The organism is Roseovarius sp. SK2, from assembly GCF_028807495.1.
In the GTDB taxonomy this organism is placed as follows: Bacteria; Pseudomonadota; Alphaproteobacteria; order Rhodobacterales; family Rhodobacteraceae; genus Roseovarius; species Roseovarius confluentis.
This window is the reverse complement of the sequence record NZ_JARAMK010000011.1, coordinates 98,923-124,816: the sequence shown is the minus strand read 5'-3', so window position 1 is coordinate 124,816 and position 25,894 is coordinate 98,923. Positions and strand designations below refer to the sequence as shown.

Genomic DNA, 25,894 nt, shown 5'->3' with positions numbered 1-25,894 from the left:
TTTGTTCCGGGTGACGCCCCTCGCGTCCATGATGACCGGATCAATGTGCTGGCTTGAATTCACGTACGGGTGTCTCGAGGACCCTCTACGCCGTGATGGTCACCAGTAAACATGCCCAAGCGGTTTTAACAAGGGCTTGGCGCGATTTTTTGCCAAAAAACGCGCTGAAACACCCAGTTTTAGCATATTTCAGCCGGGCCAAACGCCCCCGACTACTCGGTCGCGCCCCTCGATATCCTGCCTGACGAAGGTCTCGCGGAACCCGACCTGTTCGAAAAGGCGCGTCACCTCGGCGGCCTGTGTCCAGCCGATTTCCACCAGAAGCCGTCCCCCGGGGCGCAGGTGCGCGGGCGCTCCGGGGACGATGACACGATAGGCCGACAGCCCGTCTGCCTCGTCGGTCAGCGCGACGCGCGGCTCGTGCGACAGTTCGGGCGACAGGCCGTCCATCTCGGTCGTCGCGATATAGGGCGGGTTCGACACGATCAGATCGAACCGGCCCTCGACCGCCTCGTACCAATCCGAGCGCAGCAACATGCAACGCTCCGCCACCTCCAGCCGGCGGGCGTTGCGGTCGGCCACGGCCAGCGCCTCGGGCGAAATATCCGTACCCACACCCGCGGCTCCGTCACGTGCCGCCAGCAGTGACAACAGGATACACCCCGATCCGGTCCCCAGATCCAGCACGTGGCCGAACGTTTGCTCCAGAACTGTCTCGACAAGCGTCTCGGTATCCGACCGCGGGTCCAGAACCGCTGCGCTGACCTCGAACCGGTGATGATAGAAGTCGCGCCAGCCCGTCAGGTGCGACAGCGGAACGCGCGCGACCGTGCGACGCTCCAGCAAGCGTTCCAGCCGTTGCGCGGCTGCGGCCGGCGCGGGGTCGCGGGCGATCAGCGTGATCCGGTCGGCACGGGTCTCCAACGCCAGAGCCACAAGGCTGCGCGCCTCGCGCGGCGCGTCCTCGATGCCCGCGGCCGTCAGAACGACCCCGGCGTGGCGCACGAGGTCGGCAACCGTCTGGCTCACCCTTCCATCTCCGCCAGGAGCGCGGCCTGCGCATCGGTGATCAGCGCGTCGATCACCTCGTCCAGGTCGCCCTGCATCACCTGGTCCAGCTTGTAGAGCGTCAAGTTGATCCGGTGATCGGTCATGCGCCCCTGCGGGAAATTGTAGGTCCGGATGCGCTCCGACCTGTCGCCCGACCCCACCTGTGCGGCGCGGCTGGCCGAGCGTTCGTCATGCATCTTCTGGCGCTCCATGTCGAACAGGCGCGTTTTCAGCACCTGCATCGCGATCTCGCGGTTGCGGTGCTGCGACTTCTCGGAACTGGTGACGACGATGCCTGTGGGGATATGCGTGATTCGCACGGCGGAGTCTGTGGTGTTCACGTGCTGACCGCCCGCGCCGGAACTGCGCATCGTGTCGATCCGCAGGTCGTTCGGGTCGATCTGGATATCCACGTCCTCGGCCTCGGGCAGCACGGCCACCGTCGCGGCAGAGGTATGGATCCGCCCGCCCGATTCCGTTTCCGGCACGCGCTGCACCCGGTGCACGCCGGATTCGAACTTCAGCCGGGCAAAGACGCCCTCGCCCTTGATGTTGGCCACGACCTCCTTCACCCCGCCCAGCTCGGTCTCGCTGAACTCGATGATCTCAAGATTCCAGCCCCGCGCCTCGGCATAGCGTTGGTACATGCGCAGCAGATCGCCCGCGAAGAGCGCCGCCTCCTCGCCGCCCGTACCGGGCCGGATCTCGATGATGGCAGGCCGCGCATCGGCCTTGTCGCGCGGTAGCAGCGCCAGTTGCAGCCGCTCCTCAAGCGCCGGGCGTTGCTCTTCCAGCGCGTCCAGTTCCTCGGCGGCCAGATCCTTCATCTCGGGGTCGTCCAGCATCGCGCGGGCATTCCCGATCCCGTCCAACACCTCGTTATAGGCGCGGATTTCTTCGACCACCGGGCGCAGTTCGGCGTATTCCCGGCCCAGCTGCGCGATATCGCCCGTCCCGGCCGACATCTGCGCCTCGATATACTCGAACCGCTGCGTGATCTCGCGAAGTTTGTCCAAAGGCACCATCCGCGCGGTGTTGCCTATTCCTCGCGCTTGGTCAAGTCGCCAAGCCGTGCTAGCATAATCTCATGAAACGGATTTTCATCCTTCTCTTTGCCCTCGCCCCCGTGCTGGCCTCGGCACAGGGAAAAACCGTCGAGTGCTACTGCACCGACAAGTCCGGCGCCCGGGTCGAGATGGGCGAGACGATCTGCATGCAGGTCGACGGCCGCAGCTTCATGGCGCAATGCCAGATGTCGTTGAACGTGCCGATGTGGCGCAAGGTATCCGACGGCTGCCTCAGCTCATAACTGCGCCAGCCACTTGTCCAGCCGCTTGGCGTTGACGCCCATATCCGACTTGCCGAACCGCAACCGCCCGAAAAGCACGATCTGGTCGCCCTGCCGCGCAATCGTCGTGTAGTCCGGAAACCCCCACAGGGCCGAACGGGTGATGTAGGTGATCATACCCTCTTCGACCGCCCCTGCCAGAACGCGCGTCCGCGGCGTGTCGCGAATGATCGCATCGAGCCGACCGAGCGTGTCGCCCTCGTCCGGCACCACGCGCACCGCCCGGCCTTCACCGTCGCCAGGCTCCAGACCACTTGGCAGATCGTGCCAGTCCTCTGGATGAGACGGCGCAAGCCGCACGTAGACCCCAAGCGCGAACAGCGCCAGCACCAGAACGACAATGATCCGCGTGACGATATACATGTCTGCCCCCTCTATTGCCGCGTCCAGCCCCAGAGGCACAGCATCTCCATCACCACATGCGCGCCGGCGATGGCCGTGGCCCCGGTCGTGTCGAACGGCGGCGAGACCTCGACCATGTCCCCGCCCACAAGGTTGATCCCCGCGATATCGCGCAGGATCGCGGCGGCCTGCCAGCTGGCCAGCCCGCCCCAGACCGGCGTGCCCGTCCCCGGCGCAAACGCCGGGTCGAGACAGTCGATATCGAAGGTCATGTAGGTCGGCGCGTCGCCCAGCACATCCTTGATCCGCGCGGCCACGGCGGCGGGCCCCATCTCGTGCACCTCCCGCGCCGTCAGGGTCGGCACGCCCAGGTTATCCTCGTTCACCGTGCGGATCCCCACCTGGATAGAACGTGCAGGGTCCACCAGCCCTTCCTTCACCGCCTTGTAGAACATGGTGCCGTGGTCGATCCGCTCCATGTCGTCATCCGCCCAGGTGTCGGAATGCGCATCGAAATGCAGCAGGGACAGGGCCCCGTATTTCTCGGCATAGGCGCGAAGGATCGGGAACGAGATATAATGATCGCCGCCGATCGCGATGCTGGCCGCGCCGCCTTTCAGGATGCCACGGATATGCGCGGTCAGGGCGGCGGGAAACTCCGACACCTTGGCATAATCGAACGCCATATCGCCGTAATCCACGATCGCCAGCGCCTCCAGCGGGCTGTAGCCGTCCCAGTAGATGGGCGGATCGTAGGGCTGCAGGCTCGACGCCTCACGCACCGCCCGTGGCCCCAGCCGCGTGCCGGTGCGATTGGTCACGGCCTGGTCGAACGGGATGCCGGTGATGGCCACGTCCACGCCCTCCAGGTCCTTGCTGTATTTCCGCCGCAGAAAGGACGGCGCGCCGCCAAAGGCGTTCTCGAACGAAAGGCCGCGCAGGTCGTCCCGCGTGAACGCCTGGTCCACCTGTTTCTTCGCATCCTCAAGCGCCATCTTCGTTGCCTCCTTATTATCCGTTCAGCGGCTGCGCCCGCTCCACCAGCCGGGCAAAGAACGACGCGCCAACAGGCGCCACTCTGTCGTTGAAATCAAAGCCGGGATGATGCAGCGCCGGCCCCTCGCCCTGCCCCAGGAACAGGTAGGCGCCGGGCCGCGCGTTTAGCATGAAGGCGAAATCCTCTGCCCCCATCTCGCGCTGGCGGTCGGTCTTCACCATGCCCGCGCCCGACACCTCGCCCGCGACTTCGGCGGCAAAGGCCGTCTGGTCAACATGGTTCACCGTCGCCGGATAGCCTGTCTCGATCCGCAAGGCCGCCTCGACCCCGTAAGAGGCCGCCTGCCCCGCGATGATCTCTTCCAGCCGCGTGTGCACCATCTGTTGCACCTCCGGCGCAAAGGTGCGGATCGTGCCGTTCACATAGGCCGTTTCGGGCACGATATTCTCGGCGCTGCCGGTGTGGATCTGGGTCACCGACACGACCAGGTCCTGCAACGCGTGGTGGTTACGGCTGACGATGGTCTGGATCGCCTGCACCATCCCCGCCGCCGCCACGACCGGGTCGCGTGTGTGATGCGGAAAGGCGCCGTGCCCGCCCTGCCCGGTGATATCGATGTGGAACGTGTCCACCGCCGCCATGATCGGCCCCGGCGTGGTGCTGAACCGCCCTTCGGCATCCTCCGGCATGGTGTGCAGCGCGTAGACCTGTTCGATCCCGAATCGCTCCATGATGCCTTCCTCGACCATGATCCGCCCACCGCCCGGCCCCGCCTCCTCGCTGGGCTGAAAGATCAGCGCAACGCGACCTTTGAAATTGCGCGTCTCGGCCAGGTACCGCGCCGCGCCCAACAGCATCGCGGTGTGCCCGTCATGCCCGCATGCATGCATCGCGCCTGGCGTCTGCGAGGCATGGGGCACGCCGGTCGTTTCCTCTATTGGCAGCGCGTCCATGTCGGCGCGCAGCCCGATGGTCGGCCCCGCCCCCTGCCCCTCGATCACCGCCACCACGCCGGTCCGGGCAACCCCGGTCTCGATCTCGCTGACCCCGAACTCCCGCAACCGCTCCACCACGAAGGCCGCGGTCTCGAAGCAGTCAAACCCAAGTTCGGGCCGCTGGTGCAGATGCCTGCGCCATGCCGTCATGTCGTCTGCGAACCCCGCAATCCGGTTGATGATGGCCAAGCGTCTGGACTCCTCTTTGCTCTGCGGTCAGGGTCCACTCAACGCCAGAACCAAGGAGGGTGCAATGCCCGATGACCTGATCCATGATCCCAAGGGCGGGATGCCCCGGCTGCGCGCGATCATGCGGTCGCTGCGCGATCCCGACACCGGCTGCCCGTGGGACATCGAACAGGATTTCGGCACCATCGCCCCCTACACCATCGAGGAAGCTTACGAGGTCGCCGACGCCATCGAGCGCGGCCAGTGGAACGAGCTGCGCGACGAGCTTGGCGACCTGCTGTTGCAGGCCGTGTTCCACGCCCAGATCGCCGACGACAAGGGATTGTTCGATTTCGATGACGTGGCCAACGGCATCGCCGACAAGATGGTGGCCCGCCACCCGCATGTCTTTGGCGATGAAAGCCGCGACAAGTCCGCCGAACAGCAGACCCGCGACTGGGAAACCGTCAAGGCGGCCGAGCGGGCGGCCAAGGCCCAGACCGGTGTTCTGGATGGCGTCGCGGTCGGCCTGCCGGCCCTTCTGCGCGCGGTGAAGTTGCAGAAACGCGCGGCGCGGGTGGGCTTCGACTGGCCCGACGCCTCGCACGTGCTCGACAAGATCACCGAGGAAGCGCACGAGTTGCAAGAGGCCGCCGACACGCTCGGCCCGGACGAGGTCGAGGAGGAATTCGGCGATCTTCTCTTCGTCATGGCCAACCTCGCGCGGCACATGAAGGTCGACCCCGAACAGGCCCTGCGCCGCGCCAACGCCAAGTTCACCCGCCGGTTCGAACGGATCGAGGCGTTGCTGTCCGAACAGGGCAAAACGCCGCAAGAATCCGATCTGGCCGAGATGGACACGCTCTGGGACCAGGCCAAGCGCGAGGAGAAAGCCTGAGATCAGGTTGCCGTGGCACCATCCTGTTGCCGGTCAAAGCCGGCGTTTTCCTCCCGCGTTCCAGCGGCGACGATTTGGCGATAAAGGTGCCAGGTTCCATGCCCCAGAAGCGGCAGAACCACGAAAAGCCCCAGGAACGCCGGCAAAAGAGCGACAAACGTCAAAACGGCCACGATCACGGCCCAGCCCAGCATCGGGCCGGGGTTGCCGGCCACGGTCTGTATGCTGGTGATCATCGCCGTCACGAAATCAACCTCTCGGTCCAGTAAAAGCGGTAACGCGATAACCGTCATCGAATAGAGCAGCATCGCGAAGGCCGCGCCCACGGCGCCCCCGACGGCCAGCATAGTCAGGCCTTCGCGCGTCAGGTAGATATCGTAGGTCGAGGACACGTTGGTCATGGTCGAAAAGCCCAGGAACAACGCGAAGATCATGTGCGCCAGGAAGAACCAGAACAGGAACACCACGATCACCACGGCGCAGATCGAAGGCAATTGCCGATGTCGCTGGTCAAAGATGACGCCCAGGATATCGGACGCGACCAGCGGTTCACCCCGCTCCAACCGGTGACTGACCTCGTAAAACCCGACTGCGGCGAACGGCCCCACGAGCGGAAAGCCCACAGCCGCGAAAACCAGCCAGTACGTGTGTCCCGTCGCCAACGTGACCCAGATCATGAACCAGCCAATGGCCACGTAGACACCCGCGAAAAGCACCGCGTAGCCCGGCGCGCGTCGCATGTCCTGCCAGCTTCGGGCAAGGGCGCGGCTCAGCATGTCCCAGGTGACGGCTCCCATCTGCGGAACGCCCAAGGGTTGTTCGGGCTTCTCCCTCTTTGCCATGTCATCCTCCCTTGGACCGAAAGCTTACCGCCACCACCGATCCTGACAAAGCTCAATTTGACCTTCCGACGATCAAAGCGCCGGAGGGCACGTCTGCGGCCAGAGCGTTTCCCGATGGTAGGCCTCGGCCAGCTCCAGCAGGCGCGCATCGTCGCCGTGCCGCCCGATCAGTTGCAGCCCCATCGGCAGGCCCTGCGGCCCGAACCCGGCTGGCACTGCGACCGCTGGCAGACCCAGCAGGCTCGCCGGCACAACCACCTCCATCCAGCGATGATAGGTGTCCATCCCCTGCCCCGCGACCGTCTTCGGCCAGTCCAGCGTCTTGTCGAATGGCCAGACCTGTGCTGTCGGCAGCGCGATCACATCGAACCGCTCGAAAAAAGCGTCGGCGGCGCGCAGCCAGTCGGACCGCAGCACACTCGCCGCGTGCACGTCCAGCGCCGACAGCGCGCGGCCCTGCTCGATCTCCCAGATCGCCTCGGGCTTGAGATGCCCGCGCAGCGTGTCGTCTTCGTACATTGGCGACTTGTCCGACGCGATGGCCCAGCTGCGCAACGTGGTCCAGGACTGCCACAGCGCCTCGCGGGAAAACGGCGCGGCGGGGCTGTCCACGGTGCAGCCCACCCGCCCCAGCACATCCAGCGCCGCCTCGCACAGGGACAGGATACCGCCTTCGAACGGCAATGCGCCGTTCCAATCCGCCAGCCACGCCACGCGCAAGCCTGCCGCTTCGCCACGCAGCGCGCCTACCGGCGCAAACTCCGGCCCGGGCACGACGCCCGCCTGCGGCACCGACATCACGTCCAGCAATAACGCAAGGTCGCCGGGGCAGCGGGCCATCGGCCCGTTGGTCGATAGCCGATGCAGGAAGAGATCACCATCCGCCCCGCCCGGCACCCGGCCCCAACTGGGGCGCATCCCGTAGACGTTGTTCCACCCCGCCGGGTTGCGCAGGCTGCCCATCATGTCAGAGCCATCCGCAACCGACAGCATCCCCGCCGCCAGCGCCACCGCCGCGCCGCCCGACGAACCGCCACAACTGCGCGAAAGATCATAGGGGTTCGCGGTGACCCCGTGAACGGGGTTGTACGTGTGGCTGCCCAACCCGAATTCCGGCGTGTTGGTCTTGCCGATCACGATCGCGCCCGCCGCCCTCAGCAGTGCGATATGCGGGCTGTCCCCGGTGGCGATCTGCCCGGCAAAGGCGGGCGAGCCATGGCTGGTCGGCAAGCCTGCCGCGTCGGCCAGATCCTTTACCGCGAGCGGCAAACCGTGCAGCGGGCCTTTGGCCTCGGCCTTGTCCGCAGCCCGCGCCTCGTTCAACAGCGTCTCTCGGTCGCGCATCGACACGATGGCATTGAGCGGGCCATTTACGGCATCGATCCGGTCCAGTGTCGCCGCCATCAGGTCGGTCGCGCGCAACCGTCCCGCGCGGATCGCATCCACCTGATCCGCCGCGCTCAATGTCAGCGGATCACTCGTCATAGGAACAGATCGGCGGACGCGGGGTGCCGCGCTCGGTGGCGCTGATCCCCTCGACCCAGCCTGCGTCGATCGCCAGCATCAGCATGTCCATCATCGTCCAAGCGTTGACGACCTCACCGTTCGTGAGATCCGTCAGCGTCTGCCCCACCTCGACGGTGACCGGCGCGCCGTTCGCCTCGCAGGTCACGCGGCTCGCATTATCGCGCACCAGCGTGTCGAAATGCTCCAGCATCAGCGCCTGGCTGCGCCGGATGTCGTCGATCCTTGGCACATCCGCACACTCGCCCGTCAGAACTTGAAACCCCATCGGCGTGCGCAGCGGATCGTCGGAGAAAAAGCTGACCTGGCCCGAGCGGACGCCCTCGGCAAGAACCTCGAGATACACGACCGCCGCCGCGTCGCGGGTCAAGCCGTCCTGCTCCATGAGATCCTGCTGCATCTCCTCGCTCGCGACAAAACAGCCGTATTCCTCGAACTCCGCATAGGCATCGACGGCGCTGATACTCCGCGCAACGACGGGCGCGGTGATGTCGTAAGCGCTGTCGATTTCCGGCGGACGGATGGTGCACAGCTCCGGTCCCAGCACGATCCACTCGCCCTGCTGCTTCGCCTGTCCGGTGTCCAATGCCGTTTCGGCATAGGCCATCAATTCGTCGCGCAATTCCCGTGGTAAACCGTCATCGGCCATGACTTCCGACGGTCCAACCACGCAGCCATGGTCTGCCAATACCTCACCCAGAGTGTCTTCCTGCGCGCGCAAGCCGCCCGCGGCCAGCGTCAGTACGACGCTCGCTGCGGCCAGAGCGCTAGACATCCTCGCCCTGCGCCTCGGCGCGGGACTTGCCCGACACGTCCAGCGCCAGCGTGGCGGCCATGAATGGGTCCAGGTCCCCGTCCAGCACGCCCTTGGTGTCGCTGGTCTCGTGCCCGGTGCGCAGGTCCTTCACCATCTGGTAGGGTTGCAGCACGTAAGACCGGATCTGGTTGCCCCAGCCGGCATCGCCCTTGGCCTCGTGCGCGGCGTTGATATCGGCATTCCGCTTGTCCAGCTCCAGCTGGTACAGCCGCGATTTCAGCGCCTTCATGGCGATATCGCGGTTCTGGTGCTGCGATTTTTCCGAACTGGTCACGACAATCCCCGTGGGATGGTGCGTGATCCGCACCGCCGAGTCGGTCTTGTTCACGTGCTGACCGCCCGCGCCGGAACTGCGATAGGTGTCGATGCGGATATCGCTGGGATTGACCTCGATCTCGATATTGTCGTCGACCACCGGGTAAACCCAGACAGAGCTGAACGACGTGTGCCGCTTGGCTGCCGAATCGTAAGGCGAAATGCGCACCAACCGGTGCACGCCCGATTCGGATTTCAGCCAGCCATAAGCGTTGTGCCCGCTGATCTTGTAGGCCGCCGATTTGATCCCCGCCTCGTCGCCCGGTGTCTCGGACTGCAGCTCAACGCTGTAGCCATGCTGCTCGGCCCAGCGGACATACATCCGCGCCAGCATGTTGGCCCAGTCGCAGCTTTCCGTGCCGCCCGCGCCCGCGTTGATTTCCAGGAAGGTGTCGTTGCTGTCGGCCTCGCCGTTCAGCAGCGCCTCCAGCTCCTTCGCCGCCGCCCTCTTGGCCAGACGCCGCAGCGCCTCCTCGGCCTCGGACACGACCTCGTCGTCCTCTTCCATCTCGCCCAGCTCGATCAGGCCGGTCTGGTCTTCCAGCTCCGCCTTGATGGAATCATGCGTTTCGATGGCATCGACCAGCGCCTGCCGCTCACGCATCAACGCCTGCGCCTTTGTCGGGTCGTCCCACAGGTTGGGGTCCTCGACGCGGGCGTTGAACTCTTCCAGCCGGTGCTGCGCGGTCTCCCACGCCATCCGCTGACGCAACAGCTCCAGCGAAGTTTCGATCTCGGAAACAAGTGTCTGTATCTCGGCGCGCATTTGGGCGGTGTCCTTGGTCTGCTCAGGGCTTGGTGATATCAAGGCCCTTCGCCGCGGACAAGATCACGCGCACCTGTGCGAAGCAGCCGGCCGGCCCGTCAGTACAGGCCGCCCGAGCTCATGTTGCCAAAGCTGGATTTCTGCCCGACCTGCGCCTTGTCGCCGGTCGACGTGGTAACCTCGCGCACCTGCTCGGTCTCTCCCGCCTGGAACAGGTCGAAATCGCCGCCCATCGCGTAACCGCCATCGAAGGTGATCCCGAAAAGCGGGTCTTCGCCCTCGCGGAAACATTCTGACACCACGTTGGCGCCGGATGCGCCCTCGGGCAGACGCGAGCCGGAATACCGGTCGATGTTGATAAAGTCACAGCCCTCGGGCACCTTGAAGTTGGAGCCGCCGTATTTCTCGATCGCCTTCTCCATGAACGCCTGGAAGACCGGGCCGCACATCGACGACCCGTAAGCGCCCCGCCCCATGCCGCGCGGCTGGTCATAACCGATGTAACAGCCCGCCGCGATGGTGGATGAAAAGCCCACGAACCACACATCGCGCGCATCGTTGGTGGTGCCAGTCTTGCCGGCGATCGGCACAGGCAGGTTGATCGCACCGCGGGCCGTGCCCCGGTCAACCACACCCTTCATCATCGAGGTCAGCTGATAGGCCGTCACCGGATCCATCACGCGTTCACGATCGGACACGATCCGCGGGCCGCGCGACCGCGGGATACCCGGATCGTTGCAATCGGTGCAATCGCGCGTGTCGTGACGGTAAACAGTGCGGCCATAGCGGTCCTGCACCCGGTCCACCAGCGTCGGCTGGACCCGCTCACCGCCATTGGCGAACATCGAATAGGCCGCCACCATTTTATACAGCGTGGTCTCCTCCGACCCCAACGCGTTTGCCAGGAACGGTTTCATGTTGTCATAGACACCGAATTTCTCGGCATAGCGCGCCACCGTCTCCATGCCGACCTCTTCGGCCAGGCGGACCGTCATCAGGTTCCGCGACTGCTCGATCCCCGTCCTCAGCGGTGTCGGTCCGTAGAACTTGTTCGACGAGTTTTTGGGCCGCCACAGACCCTGCGGCGTGTTGATCTCGATCGGGGCGTCCACGACGATCGTCGCGGGCGTATAGCCGCTATCCAGCGCGGAGGCGTAGACGAAGGGCTTGAAGCTCGATCCGGGCTGGCGCTTGGCCTGCGTGGCGCGGTTGAAGACCGAGTGCTGATAGGAAAACCCGCCCTGCATCGCCAGCACGCGGCCGGTGTTGACGTCCATCGCAACGAACCCGCCTTGCACCTGCGGCACCTGCCGCAGCGTCCAGCGTATAAAGCTGCCATCGCTGTCGGCTGTCATGCGCCGCACATGGACGATCTCGCCCCGCTCGAAGGTTTGCTGGAAGTTGCCGGGCAACCAGGCGATATCGTCGCGCGGAACCACGTGGGGCTCGGCCTCGGTCTCCTCGACCCCTTCGATGCCCAGACGCATCTGCTGGTCCCCGATCTCCAGGATCACGGCGGGGTACCATGTCCCGTCAAGTTCGATGTCGCGCGCGACCCGCGTGTCGGCCAGCGCCGCGCGCCATGCCTCTTCGCTTTCCAGCGCCTCGGCGGGCAGGGTCTTGCCCGTCCCGCGCCACCGGCCCGTGCCGCGGTCATAGGTTTCCAGCTGTTCGCGCAGGGCCTCCGCCGCGATGTTCTGCAATTCGCGGTCGATCGTGGCCCGCACGGCCAGCCCGCCGGAAAAGAACTCGCCTTCGCCGAAATCCTGGCTCAGTTGGCGGCGGATCTCGTCGGTGAAATAATCGCGCGGCGGCAGCTGGGCGGAAAACGGTTCGAAATCGCCGTTCTGAACCGACTTGAGCGGCATCGCCACCTCGGTCTCGTAACTCGCCTCGTCGATGTACCCGTTCTCGTACATCTCCTTCAGAACGAAGTTGCGCCGCGACATCAGCCGCTCTGCTTCGCGCACCGGATGATAATCCGACGGCGCCTTTGGCATCGACGCCAGGAACGCCGCCTCGTGCGGGGCCAGTTCCCGCAGGGGCTTGTTGAAATAGGTCTGCGCCGCCGCCGTCACGCCATAGGAATTCTGACCGAGGAAGATCTCGTTCATGTAAAGCTCGAGGATGTCTTCCTTGCTCAGCGTCTCCTCGATCCGCGTGGCCAGGATGATCTCCTTGATCTTGCGCTCGATGCGCCGGTCGCCGGACAACAGGAAGTTCTTCATCACCTGCTGGGTGATGGTGGACGCGCCGCGTACGTTCTGCCCGCGCGACCGCACCGCCTCGACCACCGCCGCGGCGATCCCGCGCGCGTCATAGCCACCATGGTTGTAGAAATTCTTGTCCTCGGCCGAGATGAACGCCTGCTTCACGAGGTCGGGAATATCCTCCGCCGGGGTGAACAGCCGCCGCTCGCGGCTGAACTCGTCGATGATGCGCCCCTCGCCCGAATAGATCCGGCTGATCGTCGGGGGGGTGTAATTGGCCAGGCTTTCGTGGCTGGGAAGGTCCTTGCCATAGATATGAAACACCGCGCCGATCGACAGCGCGATCACCACGACAACAAGCGTCACGAGGCTGAAGATGGTGCCAAGGAAAGTGGTGATGGGTCTCAACAAGACAAAGGTCCTTTCAAAGTCGCCCTCATATAGTCGTCGCCGCAAAGCGCGTCAAAACACATTCCCGCGTGGGACGACCATAAGCGCCTCATTGCCGCACCAGTTCGGCATTGGCGGCGTCGGCCATTCTCCAGGCGACGACCGCGTCGCTGACCGCCTGTGCCATCCGGTCCCGCCAGGCCTTGTCGGCGATATTCGCCCGGTCACGGTCGGAACTGAGAAAACCCACCTCCAGCAGCACCGACGGGATATCCGGCGACTTCAGCACCGAAAATCCCGCCATCCTCATGGGCCGCGAATTCAAGGGCAGGCCGTTCTCGCGAATGCCCAGTTGGATCGCCTTGGCAAGCTGGCCTGCACGGGGCTGTGTTTCCAACCGGGCCAGGTCCATCAGCACGTCGGCGACCGTGTCATCCGAGCCGGTCAGGTCGATCCCGGCCAGCAGGTCGGCCCGGTCATGCCGTTCGGCCAGCGCCTCGGAGGCCTTGTCGGACGCGCTGTCGGACAGGGTATAGACGGTCGCACCATGCGCCCGCCCCTCGCTCAGCGCATCGGCATGAAGCGACAGGAACAAATCCGCGCGGACCTGGTGCGCGATGGCCACGCGCCGTTCCAGCGAGACGAAGCTGTCATCCTCGCGCGTCAGAACCACCCGGATGTCGGCGTCGCGCACCAGCACATCTTTCATTTCCCGCGCCAGCGCCAACATCAGATCCTTTTCCGCCAGACCATCCTTTTCGGCCCCCGGATCGATCCCGCCATGGCCCGGGTCGATCACCACGGTAAAGGGTTTGTCCGCATCCTTTTCCATGCGATCCAGACCAGAGGCCTTGCGCAAATCCCAACCCGGCAGGTCTGGCGCTCCAGCGGCTGCGGCGAACGTCTCTGGTGACGTCTCCTCCAGTTCGATCACAAGCTGCGCCGTGCCGGCTTCCGCATCCAACGCCATATCCGCGGCCTCGATGCCAAACGGCCCCGTCAGCGCGACCACCATGCGGGACCAGCCGGGCTGAAACGACCCCACGCGCACCTCGCGCGCACGCTCCGCCATGTCCAAAAGCGTACCGTCCACGCCGCGCCAGTCCACTTCGCGGAAGTCGACCACCAGCCGTTCCGGCGCGTCCAGCGTGAACACGCGCCACGGCACGCCCTGGCTCAGCGCCAGTTCCAGAACCAGCCCCTGCCGCGTGTCCGACAGGCGCGATCCCTCCATGTCGACACGCGCCAGCCCGCCAAAGGACTGCGCGTTCGCACCCATTGCCCAAAGGCACATCATCAAAGCCAGAAACACCCGGATCATACTGCTCAGCCGCTTTCATCGGTCTTGTTGAACCACACCTTACACCAGCCCCGGCGATTCCCACAGCCCGCTTTTTCGCTGCTCTGACGGTACGTCCGGTCCCAAACGGCATCCACGCCATTCATCACGATAAGGGGATCGGACCTATAACGCCTTGACCTCTTCGCTCTGAAACCCGACACATGCCACGTCTTACGTACAGGAGAGCCCCGGATGATCCGCCGCCTTGTCTCAGCGACCGCCCTGACCTTGAGTTGCGCCCTGCCCGTCAGCGCGCTCGACCTCGAGTCCATGTCCGACGCCGAACGCGAAGCCTTTCGCGAGGAAATTCGCGCCTACCTTCTGGAAAATCCGGAAGTGATCATGGAGGCCGTCTCGGTCCTGGAACAGCGCGAGGCCGAGGCGCAGGCGCAGAACGATCAGGACCTTGTCGCGGAAAACGCGGACGCGCTCTTCAACGACGACAGTTCCTGGGTCGGCGGCAATCCCGAGGGCGACATCACCCTGGTCGAGTTCATCGACTACCGTTGCGGCTACTGCAAACGCGCCCACCCCGAGGTGACCAACCTGCTGGAAGAAGACGGCAACATCCGCTTCGTGCTGAAGGAGTTTCCCATTCTTGGCGAACAGTCGGTGACCGCCTCGCGCTTTGCCATCGCAACCCGGCAGGTGGCCGGGGATGAGGCCTATCATTCCGTCAGCGAGGCACTGATTGCCTATTCCGGTGATATCACCGAACCGGCACTGCGCCGGATCGCCGAACCGCTCGGCCTTCCGTTCGACGAAATCATCGCGGAAATGGGAAGCGACGCCGTCTCCGAGGTGATCGAGACCAACCACGCACTTGGCCGCGCCCTTCAGATTTCCGGCACGCCGTCCTTCGTGATGGAAAACCAGATGCTGCGCGGCTATGTCCCGCAAGCCGAGATGGAATTGATCGCAGAGGATATCCGCAACGGCGGGTGACCGCGCGAAGAACCATCTGCAAGCCGCTGCAATATATACTTATTCCGCAGCTTGCGGCTCTTCCGCTCCCTCGGCCTCCAACGCGGCGGCCTTCTTTTCGACCTCTTCGACGATATGCTCGATCATCTGGTCATTCGACATCTTGTGGCTGGCCTTGCCGGCCAGGTAGACCATGCCGCTGCCCGCGCCGCCGCCGGTAAAGCCGACATCGGTCATCAGCGCCTCGCCCGGCCCGTTGACCACGCATCCGATGATACTCAGGCTCATCGGCGTCTTGATGTGCTCCAGCCGTTGTTCCAGCGTTTCGACCGTCTTGATCACGTCAAAGCCCTGCCGCGCGCAGCTGGGGCAGGAAATGATGTTGACCCCGCGATGCCGCAGGCCCAGCGACTTCAGGATCTCGTAGCCGACCTTGACCTCTTCGACCGGATCGGCCGATAGGCTGACCCGGATCGTGTCGCCAATGCCCATCCACAGCAGGTTGCCAAGACCGATCGCGCTCTTGATCGTGCCCGAGGTCAGCCCCCCCGCCTCGGTGATCCCGAGGTGGATCGGCGCGTCGGTCGCCTCCGCCAGCGCCTGGTAGGCGGCGGCAGCCATGAACACGTCCGACGCCTTGCAGCTGATCTTGAACTCGTGAAAATCGTTGTCTTCCAGAACCTTGATATGGTCCAGCCCCGATTCCACCATCGCCTCGGGCGTGGGCTCGCCATACTTGTCCAACAGGTGCTTTTCCAGCGACCCGGCATTCACGCCGATGCGCATGGAACAGCCGTGGTCGCGCGCCGCCTTGATCACTTCGCGCACACGGTCCTGACTGCCGATATTGCCGGGGTTGATCCGCAGGCAGGCCGCACCCGCCTCGGCCGCCTCGATGCCGCGGCGATAGTGAAAGTGGATGTCCGCCACGATCGGCACCGGGCTTTCGCGGACGATTTCCTTCAAAGCCCTCGAGCTGTCCTCATCCGGCACCGAGATACGCACGATGTCGGCACCGGCATCCGCGGCGGCCTGAACCTGCGCGATGGTGCCCGGGATGTCCGTCGTGGCGGTATTGGTCATCGTCTGCACGCTGATCGGCGCATCGCCCCCGACGGGGACATCGCCCACCATGATCCGGCGGCTTGTGCGACGGTAAATGTTACGCCATGGACGAATGTGGTTCAGGGACATCTTTGCGCCTTCAGCCAAGTGTGCTTTTCACGCCGAACGTAAGCAGGCCGATCGTGGATGACAATGCGGTCGCCAAGATTTGCCGCCCCTGCGCGATCAATCCTGGATCGGCGTCTCGGCGCGGGCCTCAAGCTCGGCGACGTAACGCGACAGGTCCTGGTCCGCCTCCAGGTTTGCAACAGGCAAGGCATCTGCGAGCATCTGGGAATCGAGCGGAAGACCGGATGTGACCTGCCCGCGTTGCCCGGCCGGGCCGTGATGCACGCCGTTGACCGCGAAATATATGGCACCGCTTTCGCCGATCCGGATCGTCGGCGCGTCTTCCATCACAGGCACATCCCACGTGTCGCCCGCATTCATGATCGTTTCGTAGATCACGCTGCCGTCCGGGGCCTGCACGCGCACCCAGGCGGGGCGCACGGCAACCATCTTCACGCCCGCCGGTTGTTCGGCCAGGACCTGCGGGCTTTGACGCGGCTGGTTCTGAGGCTGAGGCTCCTGAACTTCGGTGACCTGGGTCGCGCCCGCCGTTGCCGAGGCATAGTCGGGCGATGTCCGGTCCGCTTCCGGCAGGTCGCCGCTGAACGCGCCCATTTCGGCCGGGTTGAGAGTCGAGATCGGCGCATCACGCGCGATCATGACCGGAACCTCAAGCGCCTCGGGACGGTACAGCCGATCCAGCCGCTCGTCCCGCGGGGCGTTGAACACCGATGCGGTCGTTGCAGGGTCATTCTCCTGCGTCTCGCCACTGTTGTCCGCAGCCGCGACACCGGCCCCGTCGAGCGGGTCAAGGTCGCTCAGAACCGCGGGCGTATTTTCCACCGGCGCGAACTGGACGCGCTGCACTTCGTTCAGAATGCTCCATCCGCCATATCCCAGCCCACCGATCAGCAGGGCCAGAACCATGACCGAACCGATCGCACCGGGCTCGATCCGCGCCAGAAACGATTCCGTGGCCGGCACGAAGGGTGTCTTGGGCAGGGCGATGGGGTCTTCCTTGCGCGGCTGCCGGCGCAGCGGCCCTGCATCCGGGCGGCGGATACTGCTGGCCTCGGCAGACATGCCGTGCGCAATGGAAAAGCCGCTTTCCGCGCAGAAGCCCGCAAAGGCCCTGTCGGGATCCATGTTCAGGTAACGAGCGTAGGACCGGACGTACCCGGGGATGAACCCCGGCGTGTCGAAAGCGTCCGGATCACAATTCTCGATCGCCGCGATATACGAGGCCTTGATGCGAAGCTCGCGCTCCACGTCGAGAAGGGATTTACCGATGGTCGCGCGTTCGCCGCGCATGAGGTCGCCAAGACGAAGCTCGAAGGCGTCGAAGCCGCGCGGCTCACCCCCGGTCTCGTCCGTACTCCGCTTGGATCGGAACCCTATCATCAGGTTCTGCCCTCTAACTTCGTGCCTGTGTTTGTCCCGCCGCGCGAAAACCCTATTCCGGGTCTGTCCGATTCGCACGATGCCCTTCTTGTTTACGCTGTATTATCACAGCACAAGAAACAATGCACCTGTGACGACATTATGCTGACATTTCGGCACGATTCAGCGCGCAATGGCTCCAAAGCTCATCCATCGCGTTAACGAGGTGGTCCATCTCGTTCGGACCATGCACGGGCGACGGCGTGAACCGCAAACGTTCCGTGCCACGCGGCACGGTCGGGAAGTTGATTGGCTGGACATAAATGCCGTAACCGTCCAACAGCATGTCCGACAGTTGCTTGGTGTGGACCGGATCCCCGACGATCACCGGAACGATATGGGTGCCGTGGTCGATGATCGGCATCCCCAGCCCTTTCAGGCGCAGCTTCAGGATCTTCGCCTGCGTCTGGTGTTGCTCGCGCAGATCCTGGTCACGCTTCAGATGCGCGACGGACGCCGCTGCTCCTGCGGCCACGGCCGGCGGAAGCGATGTCGTGAAGATGAAGCCCGGCGCATAAGACCTTATGGCGTCACACATTTTGTCACTTGCGGCAATGTAGCCGCCCATCACGCCAAAGGCCTTGGCCAGCGTGCCGTTGATGATGTCGATCCGGTGCATCAGCCAGTCACGCTCGGCCACGCCGCCGCCACGCGGGCCATACATACCAACCGCGTGTACCTCGTCGAGGTAGGTCAGCGCACCGAACTCGTCGGCGATGTCGCAGATCTCGGCGATGGGGCCGAAATCGCCGTCCATCGAATAGATCGACTCGAAGGCGATCATCTTCGGCACATCGGGGTCGTCCGCCGCCATCATCTCGCGCAGGTGGTCCAGGTCGTTATGCCGGAAGATCCGCTTGTCGCCGCCATTGCGGCGGATGCCCTCGATCATCGAGGCGTGGTTCAGCGAATCCGAATAGATGATCAGCCCGGGGAACAGCTTGGGCAGCGTCGACAGCGTCGCGTCATTCGCGATATATGCCGACGTAAAAAGCAGCGCTGCCTCTTTTCCGTGCAGATCTGCAAGCTCCGCTTCCAGCCGCTTGTGATAGACCGTCGTGCCCGAGATGTTGCGCGTGCCGCCCGATCCCGCGCCGGTGGCGTCCAGCGCTTCGTGCATCGCCTCCAGCACGACAGGATGCTGACCCATGCCGAGATAATCGTTGCCGCACCACACGGTAATGGGCTGCTCGACCCCGTCGGGCCGCTTCCACACCGCGTGCGGGAACTGGCCGTTCGTCCGTTCGATATCGATGAAGGTGCGGTAACGCCCTTCCTCGTGAAGACGGCTCAATGCGGCGTCGAGCTTGGCAGTGTAATCCACGCGGATCCCCTCCTGGCAGTCTGACGAGAGCGCGGCGCGGAGGCGTCCAGCTTCGCCTTTGATGCGCCGGATATAAGTTTAAGCCATCCCGCGCAACAGGTTACAAATTGCCACGCCCCTGCCCGACTGGCAACAGCGGCCCGGCCCCTCCTTTGGTCGCAATGGCACGGCCCCGCCCCGATCCCACTGGACAGTGCGGCGCGCGGTGGTAGGGTCCGCGCAACAACCCCTTCAGACCGGAGCCCGCGCATGTCCCTCGACGCCATTCTCACCCGTATCGACGCTCAAATGCCCGACGCGATGGACCGCCTGAAGGAACTTCTGCGCATCCCCTCCATTTCCACCGACCCTGCCTTCAAGCAACCCACCGAAGACGCTGCCGACTGGCTGGTTGCCGACCTGCAAAGCCTTGGCGTCAAGGCCGAGAAGCGCCCCACCACCGGCCACCCGATGGTCGTGGGCCACGTCGACGGGCCTTCGGACGGCACCGGCCCGCACCTCTTGTTCTACGGCCATTACGACGTCCAGCCCGTCGACCCGCTCGACTTGTGGAAGACCGATCCCTTCGATCCACAAATTCAGGACACCGATGCAGGCCAGGTCATCCGCGGCCGCGGCGCCTCCGACGACAAGGGCCAGCTCATGACCTTTGTCGAGGCCTGCCGCGCCTACAAGCACGTCACCGGCGAACTGCCCTGCCGCATCACTTTCTTCTTCGAGGGCGAAGAGGAATCGGGCTCGCCGTCCCTCATCCCCTTCATGAAAGAGAACGCCCAAGAGCTTCAGGCAGACCTCGCCCTGATCTGCGACACCTCGATGGTCGCCCCCGGCGTGCCCTCCATCGCCTCGCAACTGCGCGGCATGATGAAGGACGAGTTCACCATCCACGGCCCCCGCATCGACCTGCATTCGGGCCATTACGGCGGCCCGGCCCTGAACCCGCTCAAGGAAATCTCGCACATCATCGCCTCCTTCCACGACGACACCGGCCGCGTCGCCGTCGACGGCTTCTATGACGGCGTGCGCGAGGTCCCGGCAGAGCTTTTGCGCCAATGGGAAGGCTGCGGCTTCGATGAAGAGGAATACCTGTCCTCGGTCGGCTTCACCCGTCCCCATGGCGAGGAAGGCTACAGCACGCTCGTCCAGCAATGGGCCCGGCCCACGCTGGAAATCAACGGCCTCTGGGGTGGCTACCAGGGTGCGGGCACCAAGACGGTCATCCCCGCCGAGGCACATTGCAAGCTGACCTGCCGGCTGGTCGACGACATGGACCCCGACGCGCTGCGCGTGAACATCCGCAAACATGTCGAGGACCGCCTGTCACCCGACGCCCGCGTCACCTGGAACGACGACCTCGACGGCTCACCTGCGGCGGTGATGAACATCGACCGCCCCGAATTCGAGGCCGCCCGCCAGGCGCTGTCCGATGAATGGGACCGCGAGGCCGTGTTCGTCGGCATGGGCGGCTCGATCCCCATCGCGGGCTTTTTCAAGGACATCCTGTCGCTCGATTCCATGCTGATCGGTTTCGCCCAGGAAGACGACGCCATCCATTCGCCCAACGAGAAATACAACGTCGAAAGCTTTCACAAGGGCATCCGCAGTTGGGCGCGCGTGCTCGACCGGCTGTCGCGCTAGACCATGCCCATCCCCGGCTTTCGCCACGCGACCGCGCAGGTCAACGGCATAGACATCGTCTACAGCATCGGCGGCTCCGGCCCGCCGCTGCTGCTGTTGCACGGCTTCCCGCAGACCCGCGCGCTCTGGGCCCGCGTGGCCCCGGCGCTGGCGGAAACCCACACCGTGGTCTGCCCCGACCTGCGCGGCTACGGCGACAGCGCGAAGCCGCAGGATGTCGCCGCCTGCAGCTTTCGCGAGATGGCGCGCGATCAAGTTGCGCTGATGTCCAGCCTCGGACATGCGCAGTTCGCGGTGGCCGGGCATGACCGGGGCGGCCGCGTGACGCACCGACTGGCTCTCGATGCGCCCCAGGCCGTCACCGCTGCCTGCCTGATGGATATCGTCCCCACCCACACGCTCTTGACGGAATTGCGGATGGACGTGGCGCAGGCCTATTACCACTGGTTCTTCCTGGCCCAGCCCGGTGCCCTTATAGAGGACATGATTGCCGCCGACCCGGACGCCTATTTCCACTCCTGCCTCACTGGCTGGGGTGCTGCCGACCTGTCGGATTTCGATCCCGATCAGCTGACCGCCTATCGCGACAGCTGGCGCAGGCGCGACACGATCCGGGGCATGTGCAACGATTACCGCGCCGCCATTGCCCATGACGTGCATGACGATGCCGATGATCTGGGGGCCCGCATCACCTGCCCCACACTGATTCTCTATGGTGCGAGCGGCGCCATGGCCCGCGCCTATGACGTGCCGGCCACCTGGGCCTCGAAATGCACCGACATCCGGGCGGACACCATACCGGGCGGGCACTTTTTCATCGACACCGCGCCCGACGCGACCATTGCGGCGCTACGCAATTTCTTTCTTTGAATTCAAGAGGGATACGTGGCGCGGTTGACGGGGCTCGAACCCGCGACCTCCGGCGTGACAGGCCGGCACTCTAACCAACTGAGCTACAACCGCGCAAAGGTCGTATTATTCTGCAGCAGTGGCGCGGTTGACGGGGCTCGAACCCGCGACCTCCGGCGTGACAGGCCGGCACTCTAACCAACTGAGCTACAACCGCCCGCTGCAAGCCCGGAACCGTGCCCGAGCGTGAGGTGCTGTTTAGGCGGCACGCCGCGCCTCGTCAAGCGGTCACCGCGCCAAAGCTACAGGTTTTTCCGGGGCGCTGCCGGCAAGGCTTTCATCCGTTTATGTGACGCTGCGTCAGTTCCGGGAAACAGTGTTTTTCCCCGATTCCCGCACAGGTAGAGCGGTGAAAGGGTCTAAGATCCTTTACTGGTGCAAGGTCAATCGCTATTTGACGAGAATGCGAGCGACCTCTTATATGTGACTACTGATCCGTAAAACAGGATTTTGCCCCGTGCTGGATTTTCATGACCGACTGAAAACATACATCAAAGGTTCGTCTTACGATTACAAAGGCCTGTCGCTCGAGATCGGTCAGGGTGAACGCTACATATCCAACCTCCTGTCATCGAAAAGTGACCCGGGTTACTCCAGCGTCGTCAAAATCTGCTCGGCCCTCGGGATCACGCCGAACCAGATCGCGGGCCTCAACGACCAGATCACTCTGGCCGGCGGCGAGATCGACAACCGTATCGTCACCGCTCAGGCCGAACGCATCCTGACCTCCGTCACCCGCGAGGCGCACCGCAAGCTGTCCCAGCGTGGCGCGCGGCCCTTGCTTGACGATGTCCTGACCTGGTGGCACCAGCAAGGCGGCGTCCTGACCAATTTCGACACGCTCAGCGAACATGTCGATCTCTACCTTGCGCCCGACGAACACTCCCGCCTGCCCGAGCCCTACAAGATCGGCCACCAGAGCCTTGCCGCCCAGAGCTTCGGCATCCAGACGGCCGAGCACCTGCGCTATCTCTTCACCACCTTCGACGACAATCTCTGCGAAAGCGTCCGGCTGGCCCATGTCGAGGCGACGCGCGGCGAACCCAAGCTGACGATCGAGGAGATCGACGTGATGCTGCCCGGCCACAGCTTTCCGCTGCGGTTCACTTACAAGCGCCTGCTGCTGCCGGTGCGTGACGGACAGGGCAACAAGTTCGTGCTGAACTATTCACAAGCTCTCGAGTGAGCCGGCGTAATACGACATCATGTGGGCAAGATGCTCGGATGACAGCGCCACGAGCCATTCGCTGTCGGCCCGTCCCGGCGGCGCCGGGTCGGCCCATTTCGCAACGCCGGGAAGCTGCACGGTAAAACCGTATGTCGTGGCGAACCCTGCCATGACGTCCCGGTCCCGCATCATCGCGTAGGTCCAGTCGATCGGCCACTTGGTGGCGATGCAGCAATGCAAAAGCAACATCATCTGCCGCAGCCGCTGCCGTGATCCGCGCTGCCCCGGCGCCACGAACAGCTCACCGATATAGGCCATGCGTCCGTGAAACCCCGGCGGCAGCGCCGTGGTGAACTGAAGCAACGTGTCGCCGGAGGGATGGGGATAATGCCGGCGCATGGTGCGGCGCATGTAGTCTCCCATGCTTTCGCGACCGACATCGTCGTACCGCGTGGCGACCGCTGCGACGAATGTCTCGCCTTCCCAAAGCACCAGCCAGAAGCCCGAGTTTTCGGTGAAGTCGTTGTAATGGGACGACAGCTTCGCGGTCACGCTGGTTTTTCCGTGCGTGCGCACCAGCTGCTCCATCTCTTCGAAGTCGGAAACCGTCTCAATGCGATAGCCGTTGCGGCCAAGCCCGGCGACACAGGCGCCACCGACTTTGATGACATCAAGTGAATTCAGCATCTGGCTTTGTTTCCCCGCGCCAACCTACATCCCCGCGTCGGGTTCGTTCCCGGCTGCCAGACATGGTTAACAGCCCGGAATGCAGGTTAAAATGACTCCGATCCTCAAAAACGGTATGTTTCTGTCAAAGAAACAGTTGTCCCGGATCAAGAAAAAGCGCGAAAGCAAGGAGGAATGGTGGGCGGTGAGGGACTCGAACCCCCGGCATCTTCGGTGTAAACGAAGCGCTCTACCAACTGAGCTAACCGCCCCTCGCCGGCATCCTCTAGCAACACCTTCAACGCCTTGCAAGACGCATCAGCGCCCGCGACACGGCATTCTGCAGCAGGTCCCGACCTGCCGCGACCTCAAACATAACTTTTACGCAACATCTCTGGTCAATCGCGTCGTGTTTGCCTGAAAAGGTATCCGGATCGCGACAATCAGGAATAGTGTCTCGAACAGACGAAAGACAACCGGCCCCCAAGCATGGCAACACCCCTTCTGGCCGCCGCCGTTCCCGCGGCATTGTTCCTTTCCCTGGCCTTGCTTCCCTATGGACGCAAGGCGCTGACGGCCGCGCTGTTGTCGGCCGGCGTCTTGGTATGTCTTTGGCTTGTGCATTACCTTGACCTTCTGGGGTACCGCGCGCGCGGCGGGGACACGGCCCAGATCAGGGCCTTCCTCATGCTCCTGGCGCTTAGCCTCGCGTGGTTCCTCGCAACGTCGCTACAGGTCTTGCGCCGCAGCTTCCCCCCGCACTGGCCGGGATGGAGCTGGCCAGCCGTGGTGCTTGTGACGCTACTGGTTATCGGCTTCGGCGTCTGGCGTATGATAACGCTCTGACGCTGCGGTTTTCCGGGCGGAAGATGGTGGGCGATAGAAGATTCGAACTTCTGACATCTTCGATGTGAACGAAGCGCTCTACCACTGAGCTAATCGCCCGCCGGAGCCGCTGTTTAGCGCCCCTTTCGCAACGGTGCAATAGCAAAGCTGCACGGAAATCCGGTCGGCAATCGACTTCTCGCCACGTCGGCTTACGCCTCCCGTAGCGTCAGGTTCCGTCAGCCGGGCTGTCCGATTTGGCCTGACGGATCTTGGCGACCGTGACGCGCGCGTTGCCAACATCTTTCTGCCGGTTGATCTTGACCTTGCCGAATGGCTTGAGGTTCAGTTCCCGCCCCTCCGCGAGCGCCTCGCCCAGAACCTCGAGCATGGCCTCGACCACCGGCTTGACCTTGTTCTTGTTCAGATCGGCCCGCTCTGCCACCAATTGGAAGAGTTCCTGCTTCTTGAGTTCGGTCGACAGGATATCGGCACCGGAGGTTTCGGTAACCACTTCCAGCTCCGGTTTGGCCGCGGGGCCCGTTTCCTTCGTGGACGCTCCGGATTTAGTGCTGGCTGTACTGCGCGATGCCATTTTTGGGCCTCTTTCAGTGAAGTTTTGCAACACGATACCTGAAAATGCGGCGATTGCTACCGCCGAGTTGACCTTTGTTCGGCTTCGACGCATAAGATTCGGTCATCTCAAATTCGGGGATTGCAAAGTGAAAAAAATCATTGCCGCAGCCGCCTTCGCATCGCTTGTCCTGATCGAACCCGCCGTCGCCGGAAACCTCTCGGACCCCGTTCTCGATCAGCAGATCGTCATGGACGCCGCTGTCGAGGATTCCACGGCCAAAATCGATATCCTGATGATAACGCTGATCTACGTGTTCACCATGGCGATCGCCGGCGGCGCTTTCTAAGCCGCACCTCAGCGAACGAAAACAACCGGATTGACGGCGCGCGGCTTGCAGCCCGCGCCCCCCCATGTCGGCGACCGCATCGCGCGCGCCATCACTCGGGTTTGGATACCGGCCCGTCTATCCAGTCGCGCGTCCATCCTCATCCCAATCCGGCCAGTCAGGAAAGCGAAGTCGCTCTGCGTCGTCCAACCTCGACAAGTGTAACGCCCAGTTCCCGAGGTTGTCGCTCAATCTCTCTTCGAGCGTTTCCCGATCTTCGTAGCTGTAACCATGCCCCTGCACGCCATACGAGATGAAGGGCGGCAGGACCGCGAAACCCATGTAGTGCATCGAGTATTGAACGGGCCATAACATGGTCTCGAAATCGCCGCCCCGGCTTTTCGGGCCAAAGGCGGCGCAGGGCGCGCCTGTGGTCACCGAAACGAGAGCGCGCCGCCCTTTGAAATATCCCGCGCCATAGCGCATCCGGCTGGTATAGAGACCGCCATTCATGAAGACCCGGTCCATCCAGCCCTTAAGGATTGCCGGCGGACCGTGCCACCATAGCGGAAACTGAAGGATCACGAGAGCCGCGCGTTCAAGGTTGGCGATCTCCGTGCGTATATCCTCGGGCACGGTATCGCTGCGCCAGGCGTGGCGCTGCTCCGCGAGGGGAACAAAGCGCTCCGGCTCGGCGCGGTTCGAATAATGCCGGCCCGTCTCGACCGGATCAAACCCCGCGCCGTAGAGATCGCTCGTCGTGACGGTACCGCCCTGCTGTTTCATCTGTGTTTCGGCGGCACGCGTGAGGGCGCCATTGTAGGATAACGGCTCGGGATGGGCATGAACGATATGGGTATGCATGTGCGCTGCTCTCCGTGCTTATTTCCGGTCGTGTCTGAGAATAGGTTTTCATTTTTG

General features: G+C 63.8%; 25 protein-coding genes and 4 tRNA genes. 8 read left to right on the top strand and 21 right to left on the bottom strand.

The window, feature by feature from the left end; translation table 11 throughout:
• Window positions 1-189 precede the first annotated feature (189 nt).
• Window positions 190-1,029: a peptide chain release factor N(5)-glutamine methyltransferase gene (gene prmC / locus PVV74_RS18715; RefSeq protein WP_274594283.1), complete on the bottom strand. Its 840-nt coding sequence runs from the start codon at window positions 1,027-1,029 to the stop codon at window positions 190-192.
• Window positions 1,026-2,075: a peptide chain release factor 1 gene (gene prfA / locus PVV74_RS18710; protein ID WP_274594282.1), complete on the bottom strand. Its 1,050-nt coding sequence runs from the start codon at window positions 2,073-2,075 to the stop codon at window positions 1,026-1,028. The genes prmC and prfA overlap by 4 nt, the downstream gene beginning before the upstream one ends.
• Window positions 2,076-2,137: 62 nt before the next feature.
• Between prfA and PVV74_RS18705 the strand changes: the two genes are divergently transcribed.
• Window positions 2,138-2,359 (top strand): hypothetical protein, encoded by a 222-nt coding sequence (locus tag PVV74_RS18705; protein ID WP_103764210.1) that lies wholly within the window; start codon window positions 2,138-2,140, stop codon window positions 2,357-2,359.
• On the opposite strand, the gene PVV74_RS18700 is transcribed toward PVV74_RS18705, so the two are convergent.
• Genes PVV74_RS18700 through PVV74_RS18690 form a run of 3 tightly spaced genes read right to left on the bottom strand, consistent with a single transcriptional unit; the run spans window position 2,354 to window position 4,921 of the window.
• A complete protein-coding gene (locus PVV74_RS18700; protein WP_274594281.1) occupies window positions 2,354-2,761 on the bottom strand; it encodes a DUF1499 domain-containing protein in 408 nt (135 codons plus the stop codon). The two genes, PVV74_RS18705 and PVV74_RS18700, sit on opposite strands and share 6 nt — an antisense overlap.
• A gap of 11 nt (window positions 2,762-2,772) precedes the next feature.
• On the bottom strand, window positions 2,773-3,735 hold the full coding sequence (gene speB, locus PVV74_RS18695) for an agmatinase (RefSeq protein WP_274594280.1): 963 nt from the start codon (window positions 3,733-3,735) through the stop codon (window positions 2,773-2,775).
• Between the two features lie 16 nt (window positions 3,736-3,751).
• A complete protein-coding gene (locus PVV74_RS18690) occupies window positions 3,752-4,921 on the bottom strand; it encodes a M20 aminoacylase family protein (RefSeq protein ID WP_274594279.1) in 1,170 nt (389 codons plus the stop codon).
• A gap of 64 nt (window positions 4,922-4,985) precedes the next feature.
• Here PVV74_RS18690 and mazG point away from each other — a divergent pair, with 64 nt between their 5' ends.
• Window positions 4,986-5,798, top strand: a complete 813-nt coding sequence (gene mazG, locus PVV74_RS18685; RefSeq protein ID WP_274594278.1) for a nucleoside triphosphate pyrophosphohydrolase — start codon at window positions 4,986-4,988, stop codon at window positions 5,796-5,798.
• A 2-nt stretch (window positions 5,799-5,800) separates the two neighbouring features.
• Here mazG and PVV74_RS18680 read toward each other — a convergent pair whose 3' ends face one another.
• From PVV74_RS18680 to PVV74_RS18655, 6 genes are all read right to left on the bottom strand, one after another.
• Complete coding sequence (locus PVV74_RS18680; protein ID WP_274594277.1) at window positions 5,801-6,640, bottom strand: DUF2189 domain-containing protein; 840 nt, start codon at window positions 6,638-6,640, stop codon at window positions 5,801-5,803.
• Window positions 6,641-6,712: 72 nt separating this feature from the next.
• Entirely contained in the window at window positions 6,713-8,125 is a 1,413-nt protein-coding gene (locus PVV74_RS18675; RefSeq protein WP_274594276.1) for an amidase, read from the bottom strand.
• Window positions 8,115-8,939: a hypothetical protein gene (locus PVV74_RS18670; protein WP_274594275.1), complete on the bottom strand. Its 825-nt coding sequence runs from the start codon at window positions 8,937-8,939 to the stop codon at window positions 8,115-8,117. Before PVV74_RS18670 ends, PVV74_RS18675 begins: the two co-directional genes overlap by 11 nt.
• Complete coding sequence (gene prfB / locus PVV74_RS18665) at window positions 8,932-10,062, bottom strand: peptide chain release factor 2 (protein WP_103764203.1); 1,131 nt, start codon at window positions 10,060-10,062, stop codon at window positions 8,932-8,934. Before prfB ends, PVV74_RS18670 begins: the two co-directional genes overlap by 8 nt.
• Window positions 10,063-10,160: 98 nt before the next feature.
• The gene (locus PVV74_RS18660) at window positions 10,161-12,683 is read right to left on the bottom strand and encodes a penicillin-binding protein 1A (protein ID WP_103764202.1); all 2,523 of its coding nucleotides are present in this window, start codon (window positions 12,681-12,683) and stop codon (window positions 10,161-10,163) included.
• Between the two features lie 88 nt (window positions 12,684-12,771).
• The gene (locus PVV74_RS18655; RefSeq protein ID WP_103764201.1) at window positions 12,772-13,983 is read right to left on the bottom strand and encodes an N-acetylmuramoyl-L-alanine amidase; all 1,212 of its coding nucleotides are present in this window, start codon (window positions 13,981-13,983) and stop codon (window positions 12,772-12,774) included.
• A gap of 213 nt (window positions 13,984-14,196) precedes the next feature.
• Between PVV74_RS18655 and PVV74_RS18650 the strand changes: the two genes are divergently transcribed.
• Window positions 14,197-14,949, top strand: a complete 753-nt coding sequence (locus PVV74_RS18650) for a DsbA family protein (RefSeq protein WP_103764200.1) — start codon at window positions 14,197-14,199, stop codon at window positions 14,947-14,949.
• A 39-nt stretch (window positions 14,950-14,988) separates the two neighbouring features.
• On the opposite strand, the gene ispG is transcribed toward PVV74_RS18650, so the two are convergent.
• From ispG to hemA, 3 genes are all read right to left on the bottom strand, one after another.
• The gene (gene ispG, locus PVV74_RS18645; protein WP_103764199.1) at window positions 14,989-16,122 is read right to left on the bottom strand and encodes a flavodoxin-dependent (E)-4-hydroxy-3-methylbut-2-enyl-diphosphate synthase; all 1,134 of its coding nucleotides are present in this window, start codon (window positions 16,120-16,122) and stop codon (window positions 14,989-14,991) included.
• A gap of 96 nt (window positions 16,123-16,218) precedes the next feature.
• On the bottom strand, window positions 16,219-17,502 hold the full coding sequence (locus PVV74_RS18640; RefSeq protein WP_103764198.1) for a helix-turn-helix domain-containing protein: 1,284 nt from the start codon (window positions 17,500-17,502) through the stop codon (window positions 16,219-16,221).
• A 139-nt stretch (window positions 17,503-17,641) separates the two neighbouring features.
• Window positions 17,642-18,865, bottom strand: a complete 1,224-nt coding sequence (gene hemA / locus PVV74_RS18635) for a 5-aminolevulinate synthase (RefSeq protein WP_274594274.1) — start codon at window positions 18,863-18,865, stop codon at window positions 17,642-17,644.
• A 249-nt stretch (window positions 18,866-19,114) separates the two neighbouring features.
• Between hemA and PVV74_RS18630 the strand changes: the two genes are divergently transcribed.
• On the top strand, window positions 19,115-20,503 hold the full coding sequence (locus PVV74_RS18630; RefSeq protein ID WP_274594273.1) for a dipeptidase: 1,389 nt from the start codon (window positions 19,115-19,117) through the stop codon (window positions 20,501-20,503).
• A gap of 3 nt (window positions 20,504-20,506) precedes the next feature.
• A complete protein-coding gene (locus PVV74_RS18625; RefSeq protein ID WP_274594272.1) occupies window positions 20,507-21,373 on the top strand; it encodes an alpha/beta fold hydrolase in 867 nt (288 codons plus the stop codon).
• A gap of 16 nt (window positions 21,374-21,389) precedes the next feature.
• On the opposite strand, the gene PVV74_RS18620 is transcribed toward PVV74_RS18625, so the two are convergent.
• Both PVV74_RS18620 and PVV74_RS18615 read right to left on the bottom strand, forming a co-directional pair.
• A tRNA-Asp gene (locus PVV74_RS18620) sits at window positions 21,390-21,466 on the bottom strand.
• 26 nt (window positions 21,467-21,492) lie between these two features.
• Window positions 21,493-21,569, bottom strand: a tRNA-Asp gene (locus PVV74_RS18615).
• Between the two features lie 300 nt (window positions 21,570-21,869).
• Here PVV74_RS18615 and PVV74_RS18610 point away from each other — a divergent pair.
• On the top strand, window positions 21,870-22,598 hold the full coding sequence (locus PVV74_RS18610; RefSeq protein WP_274594271.1) for a hypothetical protein: 729 nt from the start codon (window positions 21,870-21,872) through the stop codon (window positions 22,596-22,598).
• Here PVV74_RS18610 and PVV74_RS18605 read toward each other — a convergent pair.
• Window positions 22,581-23,267 carry a hypothetical protein gene (locus PVV74_RS18605; protein ID WP_103764193.1) on the bottom strand — a complete coding sequence of 229 codons (687 nt, stop codon included), beginning with the start codon at window positions 23,265-23,267 and terminating at the stop codon, window positions 22,581-22,583. The two genes, PVV74_RS18610 and PVV74_RS18605, sit on opposite strands and share 18 nt — an antisense overlap.
• Window positions 23,268-23,442: 175 nt before the next feature.
• Window positions 23,443-23,518, bottom strand: a tRNA-Val gene (locus tag PVV74_RS18600).
• 217 nt (window positions 23,519-23,735) lie between these two features.
• Between PVV74_RS18600 and PVV74_RS18595 the strand changes: the two genes are divergently transcribed.
• On the top strand, window positions 23,736-24,092 hold the full coding sequence (locus tag PVV74_RS18595) for a hypothetical protein (protein ID WP_274594270.1): 357 nt from the start codon (window positions 23,736-23,738) through the stop codon (window positions 24,090-24,092).
• Window positions 24,093-24,116: 24 nt separating this feature from the next.
• On the opposite strand, the gene PVV74_RS18590 is transcribed toward PVV74_RS18595, so the two are convergent.
• Together PVV74_RS18590 and PVV74_RS18585 are read right to left on the bottom strand one after the other, a co-directional pair.
• A tRNA-Val gene (locus PVV74_RS18590) sits at window positions 24,117-24,191 on the bottom strand.
• Between the two features lie 109 nt (window positions 24,192-24,300).
• The gene (locus PVV74_RS18585) at window positions 24,301-24,666 is read right to left on the bottom strand and encodes an HU family DNA-binding protein (protein ID WP_274594269.1); all 366 of its coding nucleotides are present in this window, start codon (window positions 24,664-24,666) and stop codon (window positions 24,301-24,303) included.
• Between the two features lie 127 nt (window positions 24,667-24,793).
• On the opposite strand from PVV74_RS18585, the gene PVV74_RS18580 reads away from it, so the two are divergent.
• Window positions 24,794-24,994, top strand: coding sequence for a hypothetical protein (locus tag PVV74_RS18580; RefSeq protein WP_103764190.1), 201 nt, complete (start codon window positions 24,794-24,796; stop codon window positions 24,992-24,994).
• Between the two features lie 117 nt (window positions 24,995-25,111).
• Here the strand turns inward: PVV74_RS18580 and PVV74_RS18575 are convergent, their stop codons facing one another.
• On the bottom strand, window positions 25,112-25,837 hold the full coding sequence (locus tag PVV74_RS18575; protein WP_274594268.1) for an NAD(P)H-dependent oxidoreductase: 726 nt from the start codon (window positions 25,835-25,837) through the stop codon (window positions 25,112-25,114).
• Between the last annotated feature and the right edge of the window lie 57 nt (window positions 25,838-25,894).